The sequence below is a fragment of the Bartonella sp. MF74HXZ genome (assembly GCF_042194445.1).
Lineage (GTDB): Bacteria > Pseudomonadota > Alphaproteobacteria > Rhizobiales > Rhizobiaceae > Bartonella > Bartonella grahamii.
Genome location: NZ_JBHIMW010000010.1, coordinates 22,649 through 38,697, shown reverse-complemented (window position 1 = coordinate 38,697; position 16,049 = coordinate 22,649). Strand labels below are relative to the sequence as shown.

The following is a 16,049-nucleotide window of genomic DNA, read 5'->3' as shown; positions in this document are numbered from 1 at the left end:
ACACACATGAAAACCACTGAAAAACTTGCAAAAAGAACGCCCCCAAAGGCAGGTCAAGGGCGGGTAAAAGGCGTGCCAAATAAAACGACACGTATTTTGAAAGAAGCAGTGCTTAAGGCAGCAGAGCGCGCTGGTAAGAAATATGGTGATGATGGTTTGATCTCTTATCTCGAAAAACAGGCAATCAAATGCCCCGCTGCTTATTTGGCATTGTTGGGGAAGATTTTGCCTCTTCAAGTGACAGGGGAAGATGGGGGAGCCATTAAGATGATAACGCGTGTAGAAATCGCGCCTTTGGTCAATGACAACACGACAGATTAATATTGTACCAAAGCTTATACCGATTTTTACAGGTAAGGCTTTGGTACGAGCGGCTTGGGGTGGACGAGGGTCTGGAAAGACAAGATCATTTGCCTTGATGGCTGCTTTAAAAGGCTATCAATTTGGTATGCAAGGGATATCGGGCACTATTCTTTGTGCACGTCAGTTTCAGAATTCTTTGGCAGAAAGTTCATTGGAGGAAATTAAGCGCGCCATTGAAGCGCATGACTTTTTAAAGGACTATTACAAGGTTGGGGAATCTTCGATTAAGTCAATTGATGGTCGTATAGCCTTTCAGTTTTCTGGTCTTGACCGCAATATAGCCAGTATCAAGTCTATGGGGCGTATTTTGCTTTGTTGGGTTGATGAGGCAGAGCCCGTTACAGAGACAGCTTGGCAAACGCTTATACCGACTTTGCGTGAAGAGGGAGAGGGGTGGAGAGCAGAGTTATGGGTGACATGGAACCCTCTTCGAGAGAATGCCCCCGTTGAGAAGCGGTTTCGCTTTTCAGACAATGAGGCAATCAAGCGTGTTGAGATCAACTGGTTAGACAATCCGAAGTTTCCCAAGATCTTGAATGAAGCGCGATTGGATGATCTGAGAAACCGTCCAGAGACCTATAAGCATATCTGGGAAGGGGCTTATCTTACAGCGGTTCAAGGCGCTTATTATCAAAAGGAAATGTTGGCAGCCGAGCAGGAGGGGCGGATAGGGCGCGTTGCTCGTGATCCTTTAATGCAGATACGCGCCTTTTGGGATATTGGGGGCACGGGTGCTAAGGCAGATGCCACAGCGATATGGATAGCGCAATTTGTTGGTAGAGAAATCAGAGTGCTTAATTATTATGAAGCACAAGGACAACCATTATCGGAGCATATCGGTTGGTTGCGTCAAAATGGTTATGAGAAGGCATTGATGGTTCTCCCACATGACGGTGCGACCAGAGACCGTGTGCACAATGTGAGTTTTGAGAGTGCTTTAAATGATGCGGGTTTTGAAACGCAAGTGATCCCTAATCAAGGGGCAGGCGCTGTGAAAATGCGAATAGAGGCGGTGCGGCGTATTTTGCCGTCTGTTTGGTTCAATGAAGAGATGACGGTAGCAGGGCGCAAAGTACTGAATTGGTATCACGAGAAATGGGATGAGAAGCGCGGCATTGGTTTGGGTGCAGAGCATGATTGGTCGAGCCATGGGGCGGATGCCTTTGGTTTAATGTGCATTGTCTATGAAGCACCTAGTGTCAAACCCAAGCAAGAGCGTTATTGCACTATGGAAAGAGAAGCGGCATCATGGATGGCATTCTAGATCAAGACTTTCAAAAAACGACAATCCTCGATGAATATGAAATCTATAAGCGTTTAAAGTCTTGGTACGCAGAAGATATTGAACATGTTAATGAATGGCGTGAACAGGCGCGTGAAGATTTTGATTTTTATAATGGTCGTCAATGGGCAGAGGAAGATCTTGCGGTTTTAAAAGAGCAACGCCGTCCTGTCATGACTTTTAACCGCATTGCACCCCTTGTGAATGCTATTGTTGGGGCGGAGCGTAATAATAAGCGCGAAGTACAGTTTCAACCACGGCAAATGGGAGCAGCAATACCCAATGAATTGCTTACTGGAGCAGCAGAATGGTTTCGTGATGAGGCGGAGGCGGAATATGCCGATTCCGATGCTTTTCAGGATATGGTTATTTGCGGTATGGGCTGGACAGATACGCGGCTTGATTATGATACAGATCCCGAAGGGATACCTGCTGTTCAACGTTTAGATCCTTTAAAAATGGTTTGGGATGCCAATGCTGTAAGACCAAATCTCATTGACGCACAGCGTATGTGGTATGTTGATCGCAAATCCGTTGAGGATGCGAAAAGTCTTTTTCCTGATGTTGCTGTTGAAGATCTTAACGCCGATTGGGCTATCGATAGTACAACCGCTTCTGAGGATTCTCATGTGTCGCTTGATGCGTATCATGATGACTCCAATGTGTCTTCTCTCTCAGAGCCGTGTTCTGGGAAACGCTATGTTACGCTGGTTGAATGCCGTTGGTTTGAAAGCGAGCGATATTATAAAGCGCCCGATTTAAGCACTGGAGAACTTCGTGATTATAGCGAGGAAGAATTTAAACAGCTTCAATGCATGATGCCTAATATTCAAGGGGCAGCTTTCAATAAAAAGGTTGTAAGGCGTGCTTTTTTAGGGAGAAAGCTGCTTGAATCCCCCGATCAACCTATGGTTCCAGCTGGTCAATTGGGTTGGGAGTGTATAACGGGATATTTTGACAAGATAGAACGGCAATTTTATGGGGTTGTTCGCCCCGCAAAAGACCCACAAAAATGGTCGAATAAATATTTTAGCCAAGTGATGTATATCCTTAATAGCCAGTCTAAGGGCGGTTTGATGGCAGAACGAGGCGCTTTCGATGATGATCGCCAAGCGTTAGAAAGCTGGGCGCGAACGGATACGATTACTTGGGTTAAAAATGGCGCGCTTACAGGAGGGAAAATTCAACCAAAGCCAAGTGCACAATTTCCCAATGGATTTTTCCAGCTGTTTAATGAATCGCGTGAAGCGATAACGCATGTAACAGGGTTATCGGCCGAGTTTATTGGAACACGGGAGGTCAACCAAGCCAATGTGTTGGAAAATACACGCCGGCAATCAACGCTTAATTTGCTTGCGGGGTTGTTTGATAATCTCAAGCTTTATCGGTGTAGGCAGGGAAAGATTATCCTTTATCTCATTCAGAATTATCTCTCTGATGGGCGTTTGGTACGTATTTCTGGACAAGAGAATGCCCAATATGTGCCGTTGACGCGTGAAGCTGTTACGACGCTTGAGTATGACATTATTGTTGATGATTCACCGACAAGCCCCAATGAAAAAGAGAAAACTTTTGCGGCAATTACGCAGATGTTGCCGTTGCTTGGTGGTTTCTTAACACCGGAGATGATTCCAGATCTTTTAAAGCTTTCCCCACTACCGGCAACATTGGTAGCAAATTTAACGGCAAAAGCACAGCAGGCACAACAAGAACAACAGCAACAACAGATGATGCAACAAAGCCAAGGGGCGCAATTAACTCCAGAGCAACAAGCAAAGATTGCTGTTTTACAGCAGGAAGCGCAAGCAAAGAGCACACTCTATCAACTTGATGCGCAGCAGAAACAAGCGGCATTGCAGCAGAAAAATATCGAACTTTTTTTAAAACAAGAACAAGCACGCATGCAGCTTGAGTTGCAACAGGCAAAAAATGAGATAGCGCAGCGTGATTTAGAACGCAAAGCTTTACAAGCACAGTTGGAACACTATCGAGTTTTGACAAAAAATATAATAGCACGTTGAAGGGACAGAATATGGAAGAAGAGTTTACGCCTGAAGAACAAGCAATCTATGATGAACATTTTGCCAGTGATAATGCTGTTGAGTTGGTCGAGCCAGAACAAGTTGAGGAAGTTTTTGATGCAGAGGAAAGTTCTGAACAGCCAGCTGTAGAACCACTTCAAGAGCAGCCAAATTCTGATGTAATAGAATCTGATAAACTAGAGCAAGAGCGGCAAGCACGCCAAAAGGCAGAACAAAGCGCCATTGAAGCGCGTGAATTGGCTATTGAACTTGCGCAAAAATATGCCGCAATGCAGGAAGAAATCACGCGCCGCCGTGAGGAAAATATTCCCTCCCTAGAAGACGACCCAAAAGCACATTTTGCATGGCTTAGTCATAAGGTACAAGAACAACAGAAATTGCTTGATGAGTTTTCTCATATGAGAGAGAGCCAAGAGCGCATGAGTCAAGAGGAATATGAACGCCAAAAGTTGGGGGATTATTTCGAGGAAGCCAAAGCGCAAGTACAAGATAAATATCCAGATTTAGACAGTATCACGGACTATCTCTATGAAAGAGCAGACAGTGTCTTACAAGCGCAAGCAAGCCTTTATCCGCAATGGAAAGACCCAGAGGCACGGCAACAACAAATTGGTGCTGAATTGCGCCAAATATGCCAGCAGTGTCAGAAAGCCGGTATAAATCCAATTGAGGTGCTGGTGCAAAAAGCGAAAGCTTTTGGCTATAGTGGAGCGCCAGTTAAGGACGAAGTGGGAGCCCTTCAAGAGCGCTCTCAAGCAGCGCGGACGCTTACAGCGCGCGGCGGGCAAGTTCCAACAGGCGGTATGGATGTGAGAACGCTTTTTTCCATGCCGGAAGCAGAATTTGCAGCATGGGTTGAGAAAAATCCCAAAAAATTTGAACAAATTATGAGCAGAGCATGAAGATGTGCGCAATGGCGCGACAGAGAGAACCAAGTGATTGTTATCGTTTGGGGGTGCCGCAAGGCGAGTTTTAAAAACCAAGAAAGGCATTAATTGAAATGGCAGTAACAGAAGTAAAGCTCAATGACCCATTAGCCGTTGGAGTTTGGGCTAAGATGCTAAACACAGAGACCTCAAAAGCGTTGCCTATTGCACCGCTGATGGGGGAGAGCAAAAACAGCATTATCCAAGTGTTGGATGTGCTAGGAAAATCCGCTGGTGACTCTGTGACGAGCGGATTAAGAGTCCAACTTATGGGGGATGGCGTTAGCGAGGGACAAACGCTGGAAGGCAATGAAGAAGCCCTCCAATTTATGAATGAAAAGGTGCGCATCAACGAGCTTACTCATGCTGTGCGCATCAAATATGAAGGCTCTATTGATCAACAACGTGTTCCCTTTAATTTGCGTAAGGAAGCAAAAGATGGGCTTGTTGATTGGTATGCAGATCGCTTAAGTTTGATGTTCTTCATTCAGGCAGCAGGTTATACAGCACCATGGATTCACTTCGAAGGACGCAGCATAACCCTTAAACCCGTACATTATGGTTTTAATGCTCCATTAGAGCCAAGCAAACTGCGTATTATTCGCCCAGCTAAGAAAAAGACTGATGAAGAACTTACAAAAGACGATGTTTTTACATTAGATCTTATAGATCGGGCTGTTGAACGCGCTAAACTTGCTAATCCACGTTTGCGCCCTGTTCGTGTTGAAGGAAAATCGGCATATGTGATGTATCTCCACCCAACACAGGTGACCCAATTGCGTACCAATACAAAGAGTGGTCAATGGTTAGACATTACCAAGGCAGCTTATGATGGCTCTGGAGCTAAGAACCCAATTTTTAATGGTTCTTTAGGGATGTATAACGGTGTCATTTTGCGTGAAGCTGAACATGTCCCCAATGGTATCAATTCAAAGACACAAGAGCCTGTAACATCTGTTCGCCGTGCTGTGTTGCTTGGTGCGCAAAGTGTTATCATGGCTTATGGGCGCGTTGGCAATGGAGCAACAGGAGGCGATGGGAAAGGGGGAACACGCTATAAACTTGTTGAAGAACTGTTTGATTATCAACGTGAATTTGGGGTTGCAGCTAAAACCATTATCGGCATGAAAAAATCACGCTACACCTTGCCTCATTCTGATCAAGGGGGACAGGATTTTGGTACCATTGTCATCCCTTCTTTTGCTGAAGCAAGCTAATTATTAAAGGATGACAATTATGGCAGAAAAATCGCTAATTACACAGGAACCTGTTGAAACCGTTGAGACCGTTGAGACTGTTGAAACCGTTGGCATGATAGATGAGGGATTGCCACCTGTTTTGCAGGGACGTAACAACTCTACGCAGCAGGTTAGTTTTTTACGGGCGCGTATTAAATGTACAGACCAAGGGTTGATAACGAAAATTGGCGTTCTACCCCGAGGGGCTTTTATCAAAAGTATTATAGCTTATACCATAGAGGATTTTGAAGATGTAACGGCTACATTTGGAAAAGAGCCTCATGGTAATGATTATGGAGAAACAAAGCTTAATCAATCTTACAATGGCAATGTGTACATACCCATGGAGGAACGAGATGTTCCATTAGAAGCTGAAAATACGATTTACATGACACGAGACAAGCAAAGCACCAAAGGTGATGCTGAGGTGATTGTTGAGTTTTACACCAATCGTTAAAGGCAAGGGGGCGTTTATTGCTTGCGTCCCCCTACCATAGAAGATGCCCCAAGACATTTGGAAGAGGGTGATATGACAATAATAGTACAGACAGGTGGTCCGATTGGAGACAAACAGACCATTGCTCCTTGGGATAAAAATTTTATCCAGATGTTAAACGATATTCAGGATGAAATAGATGATCAAACAGATGAGTATGTTGATCAAGTGCAAAGGGCGATATTTTCGGCTATTCGCTTTTGTGAACGATTGCCTTTTTATTTCAATGAAAGCCGTGAAGTTGTTTTTACCACTCTAAAGGGCAAAAGCCGTTATGGCGCAGAGGCACATTCCTCTATAACAGGGGCTGTTCGAATTGTTGATGCTTATATTTATGAGGATAATCATAGCAAATCAAAGCTTTTGCATACAGATCCTCTTGTTATTGAGAATCTTGAGGATGATTGTAGCCATGGCATGCCTACACGCTATGCTTATTTTGAACAAAAGCTTGTCTTGTATCCAACACCAGACCGAGTTTATTCTATCAGGCTTATTCTTGACCCTATAAGAATAAAAGATATTGAGAGTGCACAAGAAGCGTCCATATGGTTTTTAGAAGCCTATGAACTGATCAAAACGCGTGCAAAATATGAAATTTATACCAATATTATTAAAGAACCACAGATGGCAGCTGCAGCTTTTGCCATGTTCCAAGAACAGTTAGATGCATTGAGAATTGAGACTTCGCGGCGCAAAAATCTGTTCAAAATTCAACACACGGACTTCTGATGACGTTTATCCCCATTGCTGAATATAGACCAGACACCGCATTTATTAATAGCGGTTATTCTCATGAGATAGTGAATGTTTTGCCTGCACAAAATTCGTATATTCCGTTTCCTATGGTTGCACCGGTCTCAGATCCTTTTCCGGATGTGATTTTGGGGGTCTATGCGGTGCGCTCATTGGGTGGTGTGCGCATCATTGTGGGGGCACCAACAAAGCTTTATGAATATGACAACAGCACGCGCGGCTGGAAAGACATTAGCAAACCTCACACACAATATCACGCCAATGAGACTGCGCTTTGGTCTTTTGCTTCTTTTGGTGATCATATCATTGCTGTTAATAGCAATGACCCACCACAAATGCTTTCGTTAAAAACGGAGGAAAAGTTTTGTGATGTGGGCGGTAATCCCCCGCGTGCTGGACTTGTGCGTGTGTGGGGTGATTTTGTTTGTCTGATGCAACTAACAGATAAGCCAAACCGTGTTCAGTGGTCAGGTCTCAATGATGCAACCCATTGGACAGTTGGGGAGAAAAGTTGCGATTATCAAGATTTTCCCGATGGAGAATATGTTCAAGGATCTACGGAATCAACAAATCCACTTATTTTCATGCGTTCCGCCATTTATCACGCAACCTTTGTACCAGGCTCTAGAATTATCTTCAGTTTTGCAAAAATAAAAGACAAAATAGGGGCGAAAAGCAGTACAGCAATTGCAAGCCGTGGAGACTGTACTTTCTTTGCATCTGATGATGGTTTTTATCAAATCAACAGTGCTGGTGAAATGCTCCCTATTGGCTTTGGAAAAGTCGATAAAACTATCTTCACACTTTACAATAACTTTGCCATTGATGAGATGAGGGCATGTATTGATCCGGTCTATTCTCGTGTTTATTTTTCTATCAATGATAACACCGAAGGGATGCATATTTATGTTTATGATTGGCTCTTACAAATATGGAGTGTCATTAAGGGGCAGAACCTTCTCTTATTTCCCCTTTTTGCAGCCGGTTATACATTAGAAGGCTTAGACGAAGTACAAGAGAGCTTGAAAGATTTACCAGCTTCTCTTGATAGTAAAATGTGGCAAAATGGTGCGCCTGTTTTGGGAGCCTTTACGCCAGACAACACATTTGGTTTTTTTGCAGGTCCTCCGATGGAAGCAGTTATTGCTTCACAAATTGTGGGGGATACGGGCAGGCAAATCAACCTGATGAGTGAGGCTTTTGTTCAAGCGGATACAACAAAAGGTTTTTTAAGTGTTGGGGCGGCTTTTATCATTGATAACAAGAACCAATTAAATTGGGCTAAAGAGCGTTATGCCGGCTATAATATTGGGATGTATAATATCCGCTCACGGGCGCGTTATCACGCTTTGCGTCTGAGAATACCAGAAGGCACGCCATGGACGCATATAACAGGCTTTGATGTAACGCTCAAACCCGCGGGCATAAGATGAGTTTTAAGATCTATAATACAGAAAAATGGAGCGCTGAACAAATGGCGCCCTATTTTGAGAATGTCATAAAATCGATAGCTTACTTTAATCAAAAATTCCCTGATGATTATAATACAGAGACCATTTTAAACGATATTTTGAAGGGAGAAAAAGTTCTTTGGATTATCGTTGATGCGCATGAAAACTTTATGGCGCATGTCACAACACAGTTACAGGAACTCGTCACTGGAGCATTAAGGGCGGTTATTGTCACGCTTGGTGGAAAGGGAGGAGCGCCCTTAACAAAGCTTATCACTCAGATTGAAGCCTATTACAAGAAAAAAGGGGCAAAAGAGCTTGTCATCATAGGCAGGCGAGGGTGGGAAAAATCTCTTAAATCGCATGGATATTTCGTTAATCTTTTAGAATATAGAAAGCAGCTTTAATATGGGAAAAAGTTCTAAACCAATCCAGAATACCCAAAACACGACGCAAACAAATGAACCCCCTGCATGGGCAAAAGGTATTTTTGAACACGCAGCTCAAGATGCCATGACTTTTTATAACCAAGGCAGCGGAAAAGCCGTTTATGACGGGCAGCGAGTTGCGGGTTTAAGTGATCAAACAAAGAATGCGATTAATGGGCTTAGCAATAATACGCATAACTATGATAACAATTATTTAAATGGATTAGCCACAGGGCAAAATTCAACAAGCCAAAACTTAAAGAACATGGCTTCAGGGCAACAAATAGGCAATAACCCTTACTTTGATGAAGCGCTTCAAAACACATTAAATAAGGCAACAAGCTCTATTAATAGTTCATTGGCAGGTGCGGGGCGTTATGGTTCTGGGGCGCATACTGGGGTTCTTGCTAACGAATTGGGGGGCATAGCAACACAAGCTTTATCACAGCAATATAACCAAGATGTCAACAACATGATGAATGCCAATGGTCTCATTGACCAAGCAAATCAAAATCAGTTGGCGGGCGCCAATAACTTCTTTCAAGGTCAAGGTCAGGCAAATCTTAATGCGTTGACGGGAGGGAGTGTACTTGATGCCAATCATCAACGGCAATTGGATGAAGAGCGGCAAAAATGGGAGCAGCAGAACAATCTTGATTGGGACCAGTTAAGTAAGTTGCTCGCAGCTGGTGGGGCTGTTGCTGGAAATTATGGAACGCGCACAGGACAAATGACGACATTGACTCCACAGCCAAAACCTAATCCGTGGGAGATTGTTGGAAATGTTGGAACTATCCTTGGTACTTTTGCTGGGCTTAGCGACATCAGAGCGAAAGAAAATATCGTGCAAGTTGGGCAGCGAGATGGACACAAACTCTATGAGTATAATTACAAGGGCTATCCAGAGCGCTATCGTGGGGTGATGGCGCAGGATGTTTTGAAGTCAAAACCTGAAGCTGTTTTCTTGCATAAGGCGACAGGCTTTTTGCATGTGGATTATGGCAAGCTTGGCTTTGAGATGGAAAGGGTGCAGTGATGGAACAAGAAAACACAAATTCTCTTTTAAAGTTGTTTGATCCAAAATTTTTGCGTCCCTTGATGTATCAGGTCATACCTCAATTGCCAAAGCATTTGTTCGAACAGCTTTCTACGCCTCCAAGCACGCCGTTGGAAGGGCGATACAAGCCAAGTTTTTTAGAACGTGCTGCTTTTAGCACAAACCCTTTTGATGCGAGAAATGGGGATAATACTCCACAAAAATTGAGTCCTACAGAGCTTATTCGTGGTTCTCAAGCAGGAGGAGGAGAAGTTGGGAAAAAAACGCCAGCAGAATTGATTATGTCTACGGATGATTTAAAGCGCCAAATGCCTCCATTACCGGATGTTTCAAAGGATACTGTTAAGATACAAGAGGCGCCAGAGCAACAAAAGCATGACGTCTCAGAGCAGGGAGGTGTTGCATCAATGATTCCTCAATCTCCACTTGTTGCGAACATTGATCAGTCTAGTGGGGATGAAGCTGGGCGACAGCAGAAAAATGTGATGGATTATATTGCTCAACTTAATGAGAAATCTATAGCGGAAAACTCTTTGAAAAACGATTCTGGAAATGATGAGGAAAAACTTTTTGATGCACCTATAGGAGAAGAAAAACATTTGAATGCACACTTACCAGAAGAGGAGCATTTAAAAGCAAGTGCTAAGCCCGAACAGGCAACCGATTATGTAAACGCAGTTGGAAACTTTATTCATAAAGATGCAAATCCAAGTAGTTTATGGGAGCGTTTTAGAAAATCAGAATTTTCCGAGCATTTAATGGATTTTTTTGCGGGGCTTGCATCAGGAAAAACACCGCAAGAAAGTTTTTCAAATGCGGCGCTTGTTATGCGGCAGGGCAATAATGTACGTGCTCAAAATAGACCAATTTTTGAGTTTTTACGCTCTAAAGGATATAGTGATAAAGACGCACAAGCCCTTGTGCAATATCCAGATCTTGCCATGAAAGTTATAGGCAACACGTTAAGCCCTCAAGAAGGCTATAGAACATTGACATCAGAAGAAAAGGCAGAGCAGGGATTGCCTGAGGATATGACTTTCCAAGTCTCAACAAGCACAGGGAAAATTATACCTGTCCAAGGAGGACAGCGTTCCACTGCTTCTGGATTAGGGGGGAATACTGATAACATGCTGTCAAAGCCTGAAGCAGGTTATATGTATATTAAGGATAAAAAAGCACTTGGTGGCGTACGTGCGATGCCGATTGCAGGCAGTGGTGCAGAACATAAATTAATTCAAGAACAGAAGGAGGAGGAGCGTAAAAACCAACAAATGCAAATGAAAATTTTGGAGTCGGCGGAGATGTCCAATCGTATACTCTCGGCATCTAAAGAATTGCTAAAGATTGTTGAGGAAAATCCGCATGTTGTTGGTTTCACGGGTTCTATAATGTCGTTCCTTCCTAATTCTAAGGCAAAAGATTTTATGCATATGCTTGATTCATTAAAGGCGAGTATCGGGCTTGATGCCTTGAGAAAAGCAAAAGCATTTTCACCAAGTGGTGCATCTGGCTTTGGGAATTTGTCTAATATGGAATTGCAAGCATTGCAAAATTCTGTAGCGGCACTGTATCAAGATCTTTCTGCAGAGCAAATGAAGAAGTCGTTAAAAACAGTTATTGACACTTTCAACAAATCCAATGCAGCAACGCGCGCAATTCTTTTTGGTGGTGCAGAAGCAACAAGCGAGCTCGTTCGAGCCGCCTATGGGGAAGATGCTTATAAGGGAAATAAGGGAAATCATGCACAGTCAAATGATCCACTAGAAAAACAGATAGAAGCATTGCCGGAAGGCATGCTGTTCGTTGATAGAGATGGACGCATTAAGGAGAAACAAACCAATGGCTGAAGTAATCCCTCCTCTTATTAATCGTAAAAACACAAGAGTCATTGGGCATATAAGTGACTATACACCAGAACAGCTTCAAGAGCTTTTCGCGAAGAATAAGGAAAGGCTAAGTGGTTCTGTTACAGGAAATAATGGTGCAACAGAAGAAGATAGTCCACATCCGAGTGCAGCGGGTGCTTTTGGATGGGGTGCTCTTCATGGGTTAACCATGGGGTATGATGATGAAATAGCTGGAATATTAGAAGCAGGACCTTGGGATTATTGGATGGGAGATAAAGAGGCAGTCAAAAAATATAATGAAGTAACAAAGCGATGGCGTGACTATCAAAGAGCGGCGAACCGAGATCATTTTTATCTATCTCTTGCGGGGAATTTAACGGGTGCTGCGGCACCCGTAATTGCTTCTGCCCTCTTTCCACCCGCGGCAGGGGCTACTGCTGCTGCTCGTGCGGCAATTGGGGCTGATGTTGTGCTGGGAGGTAGAGCTGGTGTTGCAGGAGCACAAATAACCAGTAAAGCTTTAGCAGCAGGAGAAAGGGCAGTGCAATCTGCTTTAGCAGAGGGTGCGGAACGGGCAGCGGCAAAAGCTGCAGGTGAAGCAGCAATGAAAGCAGTAGCAAGTAAAGAGGCGGCAAAATTTAGCTTGGGGCGTGCAGCAAAAACTGGAGCCATTTATGGTGGAATAGCAGGCAGTGGTGAGGGAGAAGGGCTTGCAGATACTCTAATGTCTGCTGGGTTAGGTGCAGGGCTAGGCGTTGCAACACCATTTGTTGCCAGTGGCGTATCAAAAGTGACACCTTTTGTGACAAAATCACTTAAAGCAGCATTGAGAGGACCTATAAGCCCAGCTGAAATGGCAGCAAAAGCAGCGCTAATGCCAGAAAAAGAAGCATTTCAGATAAGCGATAGAGCGCTTAGGGATGTAAGCCAAACTTTAGGGGATGAAGGTGTTGATAAGCTTGAAAGGGCATTAAAACAGCGAGGTCCTGATTCAATGATTATTGATCTTCATGATGGGCTTGCTACAAGAGCTTTTAAGGCAGCAAAAAAAGACCATGATACATATTCGCTCATAAGTAATCGTTTGAATGAAAGGCAAGATGCGAGTGCACTGCGGGTAAAGGATGCGTTGACAGATGTGATGGGTCCAAAAGTAGATACGCTTAATTTAAAGCAAGAGATTATCAAACAAGCACAGAACAAGGCTGAACCATTTTATGAGAGGGCGAAAGCTTCTCCTATTTCTAATGCTGTCAGTAAAGATTTATCGCGGTTGCAAGAAACTCCTGCCTTCCAAAAAGCATACAAAAAAGCAATTGCGCGAATGCCAAATGAAGCGGATGCAACAGTTATAGGGAGCAATGGATATCCAAAGCTGAATATGCGAATTTTACATAAGATGAAAGAGGTTTTGGATGATCAAATTAATTCTGCGCGCATCAAAGGAAAATGGGGATATGCTCGAGATTTGACTGATTTCAAACAACGCATTCTGGACGTTTTGGATACATCATCTCCAGATTATGCTAAAGCACGGAAAATTTATTATGACGAGCGTACTATCGGTAATGCTTTGGAGCAAGGAAAAAAAGCACTGAATAAGAGTGTTGATCTTGATACAATCAACAGTCAACTTTCAGATTTGGGGTTGATGGAAAAAGAGGCTTTTCAAAAAGGGATGCGGTCACAAATAGAAACTGCGGCAGGCAATGCACAGAATTTTGAACACAGTCTTTTGAGTTTGTTTGACACAAAAAATGGTCAAGAAAAATTGCAGCGGAGTTATGGTGAGGATAAAGCAAAACAGCTTATGAAAATGTTGCGACCAGAAGTGGAAAGAACAAAGCTTTTTGCACGATTGCCAAACCATATAGGTGAAGTGGAAGAGAGGGGGGCACAACAGACTATGGGTATAGGAAAGATTGCTTTCATCAAGGCAGTTGTAAAAAATTTCGCAAGAGAATTTGGACGCAAATTCTCAAGCGTCCATAAAGATACTGAGAGAGATATTGCAGCGCTTATAACAGCGCGGGAAAAAGGAGATTTTGGATTAGCAAGAGAAAAAGCCGTTGAATTAATTAAGAAGTTTCATGAAGCAGAAAAGAAACGCTTAATAACACGAGAAAATTATACGAAATTCATTAATTTTGTTGGCATTATTTTGAATAGCAGCGTTGATAGAACGGTTATAAACTAATGATCAATTTTCATCCGAAAGTGAAGCGTGCTATCTCACAGGCAGCACAAAAATATGGTTTGCCAGAAAGCTTTCTTGAACGTGTTGCTATGATAGAAAGTAATGGTAATCCAAATGCAAGAAATAAGAACAGCAGTGCAGGGGGGCTGTATCAATTTCTCGATTCAACAGCAAAACAGTATCAACTGAATAATAAGTTTGATCCCTTTCAAGCAACCGATGCTATGGCGCGGTTAACGAAGGATAATACACGTTATTTAGCCACAGCATTAGGCAGAGAGCCATCAGAGGCAGAGCTTTACCTCGCACACCAACAAGGACCAGCAGGGGCAGTAAAGCTTATCAAAAATCCACATATTCCAGCAAGCCAGCTTTTAGGTCGACAGGCAGTCACACTCAATGGTGGCAACATGGAAGCTACAGCAGGGGATTTTATGAATCATATTTATGGGCTTTACAATAAAACGGGAGATGCTTTGAAGAGAACGATACAGCAAAACCAAAGCAATGGACAAGTAGTACCAAACGAGGTGGGTCCTTTGCGTGGGGTTGAGAGGTTTCAAAAGACAATTCAAGGTAATCAGGTGGGTAAAGGTGATCAAGGGGGCAACCAATTAATGGCATATGACACGCCATTCCCAAACAGAATGATGGCACCTGAAAGCAGAGACAATTTAACAGGACAGGTTATAGAAACCACACCATTGCAAGGGCAAGGTATTGATGCAGGTGCTCTTAAAAAGGGCTTTTCCGGTTTGCTTCATTTAATGAGAGAGAATGGAGAAAGACAAAAACAGCAGGCACAGATGGTACAACAACAAATGTTGCAGCAACCAGTCATGGCGGGTTTCTCACAATCGACTGGGCGCCCGACAGATTTAACAGCTCTTATTGATCCCTCTAGGCGGCAATCTGTTGGTTCCTATGGGCGGCAAAAAGAAGAGCAATTGCGCGAAGAGCTATTAAGAAGAACGGGGGCTTATCATGTCTGATATTTATGACTGGTCACTCACAGCTGATCAAAATGCCAATTCCGATAGTATCATTAATTGGGCAGAAGGGCAGCCGCCTAGTTCTGTTAATGATAGTGCGCGGGTCATGATGCAGCGTATACGTGAATATCTTGCCGATAATGGTGGTTCTCTTGACTCAAAGTTTATTGTGAATGGAAAGGAACAAACAACATCAATTACGTTGACGACGGTGTCGCCGATAGCAAAATATAAAAACGATATCATTATCCGCTTTAAGGCGCGTGGTATAAATATTGGTACGACAACAATAAACATGAATAATATAGGAACAAAGCCACTCTATAAAGCCACCAGCACGGGAATAGTACCATTGACAGGTGGTGAGTTACAAATGGGTGGTATTTATGAAATAGTCTATAATGATGGTATATCAACAAAAGGTCTTGATGGCTGGTATCTTTTAAACCCTACCCCCATTCCACCACCGAAGGTCGAAACCTTTCCTTCAGGGTTTATTGCGACCTTTGCTATGCAAGAAGTCCCAAACGGCTGGCTTTTATGTGATGGCGCTACTTATGAACGCAAGGATTATCCGCAATTATTCAAGGCGATAGGGGATAAATGGGGAAAAAACAGCGATACAACCTTTAAAGTTCCAGACTTTAGAGGAATGTTTTTGCGCGGCTTTGATAATGGTCGCGGTTTAGACAGAAGTAGAAAATTTGCTGATATACAGCAAGATTGCCTTAAATCGCACACACATGCTTGTAGCGTTGAATCGGCGGGGCAGCACGCACACAATTTTCAGTATGCTGGAGTTGGATGGAGCGCCAATGATATTGGCAGAAGGAACCCCAGTTATCACTATCAAACCCTTACAGGGATAACAGAACCTGCTGGAATGCACACGCACAAGATAACACTTTCTTCAACGGGCGAGGCAGAAACGCGCCCTGTTAATGCTACGGTTGTTTATGCCATAAAATCATAAG

14 protein-coding genes are annotated in these 16,049 nt (G+C 43.3%); all 14 read left to right on the top strand.

Features of this window, described 5'->3' with window-relative positions:
- Positions 1-6 precede the first annotated feature (6 nt).
- The 14 genes from ACFIJ8_RS08140 (at position 7) to ACFIJ8_RS08075 (ending at position 16,048) form a co-directional block, all read left to right on the top strand.
- Complete coding sequence (locus ACFIJ8_RS08140; RefSeq protein ID WP_015856329.1) at positions 7-321, top strand: hypothetical protein; 315 nt, start codon at positions 7-9, stop codon at positions 319-321.
- Positions 302-1,627 (top strand): PBSX family phage terminase large subunit, encoded by a 1,326-nt coding sequence (locus ACFIJ8_RS08135; protein WP_375639350.1) that lies wholly within the window; start codon positions 302-304, stop codon positions 1,625-1,627. The genes ACFIJ8_RS08140 and ACFIJ8_RS08135 overlap by 20 nt, the downstream gene beginning before the upstream one ends.
- Positions 1,612-3,666, top strand: coding sequence for a portal protein (locus ACFIJ8_RS08130; protein WP_375639349.1), 2,055 nt, complete (start codon positions 1,612-1,614; stop codon positions 3,664-3,666). Before ACFIJ8_RS08135 ends, ACFIJ8_RS08130 begins: the two co-directional genes overlap by 16 nt.
- Before the next feature lie 11 nt (positions 3,667-3,677).
- Positions 3,678-4,589 carry a hypothetical protein gene (locus tag ACFIJ8_RS08125; RefSeq protein WP_375628472.1) on the top strand — a complete coding sequence of 304 codons (912 nt, stop codon included), beginning with the start codon at positions 3,678-3,680 and terminating at the stop codon, positions 4,587-4,589.
- A 98-nt stretch (positions 4,590-4,687) separates the two neighbouring features.
- Positions 4,688-5,830 carry a N4-gp56 family major capsid protein gene (locus ACFIJ8_RS08120; protein WP_375627856.1) on the top strand — a complete coding sequence of 381 codons (1,143 nt, stop codon included), beginning with the start codon at positions 4,688-4,690 and terminating at the stop codon, positions 5,828-5,830.
- Positions 5,831-5,849: 19 nt separating this feature from the next.
- Positions 5,850-6,308 carry a hypothetical protein gene (locus ACFIJ8_RS08115; RefSeq protein WP_375628468.1) on the top strand — a complete coding sequence of 153 codons (459 nt, stop codon included), beginning with the start codon at positions 5,850-5,852 and terminating at the stop codon, positions 6,306-6,308.
- Between the two features lie 72 nt (positions 6,309-6,380).
- On the top strand, positions 6,381-7,079 hold the full coding sequence (locus tag ACFIJ8_RS08110; RefSeq protein ID WP_375639348.1) for a hypothetical protein: 699 nt from the start codon (positions 6,381-6,383) through the stop codon (positions 7,077-7,079).
- On the top strand, positions 7,079-8,536 hold the full coding sequence (locus ACFIJ8_RS08105; RefSeq protein WP_375639347.1) for a hypothetical protein: 1,458 nt from the start codon (positions 7,079-7,081) through the stop codon (positions 8,534-8,536). The genes ACFIJ8_RS08110 and ACFIJ8_RS08105 overlap by 1 nt, the downstream gene beginning before the upstream one ends.
- 41 nt (positions 8,537-8,577) lie before the next feature.
- The gene (locus ACFIJ8_RS08100; RefSeq protein ID WP_041581411.1) at positions 8,578-8,961 is read left to right on the top strand and encodes a hypothetical protein; all 384 of its coding nucleotides are present in this window, start codon (positions 8,578-8,580) and stop codon (positions 8,959-8,961) included.
- Between the two features lies 1 nt (position 8,962).
- Entirely contained in the window at positions 8,963-10,018 is a 1,056-nt protein-coding gene (locus tag ACFIJ8_RS08095) for a tail fiber domain-containing protein (RefSeq protein ID WP_273788009.1), read from the top strand.
- The gene (locus tag ACFIJ8_RS08090) at positions 10,018-11,886 is read left to right on the top strand and encodes a hypothetical protein (protein WP_375639346.1); all 1,869 of its coding nucleotides are present in this window, start codon (positions 10,018-10,020) and stop codon (positions 11,884-11,886) included. The genes ACFIJ8_RS08095 and ACFIJ8_RS08090 overlap by 1 nt, the downstream gene beginning before the upstream one ends.
- A complete protein-coding gene (locus ACFIJ8_RS08085; RefSeq protein ID WP_375639345.1) occupies positions 11,879-14,083 on the top strand; it encodes a hypothetical protein in 2,205 nt (734 codons plus the stop codon). Before ACFIJ8_RS08090 ends, ACFIJ8_RS08085 begins: the two co-directional genes overlap by 8 nt.
- A complete protein-coding gene (locus ACFIJ8_RS08080; RefSeq protein ID WP_375639344.1) occupies positions 14,083-15,075 on the top strand; it encodes a transglycosylase SLT domain-containing protein in 993 nt (330 codons plus the stop codon). Before ACFIJ8_RS08085 ends, ACFIJ8_RS08080 begins: the two co-directional genes overlap by 1 nt.
- A complete protein-coding gene (locus ACFIJ8_RS08075; RefSeq protein WP_273788005.1) occupies positions 15,068-16,048 on the top strand; it encodes a phage tail protein in 981 nt (326 codons plus the stop codon). Before ACFIJ8_RS08080 ends, ACFIJ8_RS08075 begins: the two co-directional genes overlap by 8 nt.
- The last annotated feature ends 1 nt before the right edge of the window (position 16,049 follow it).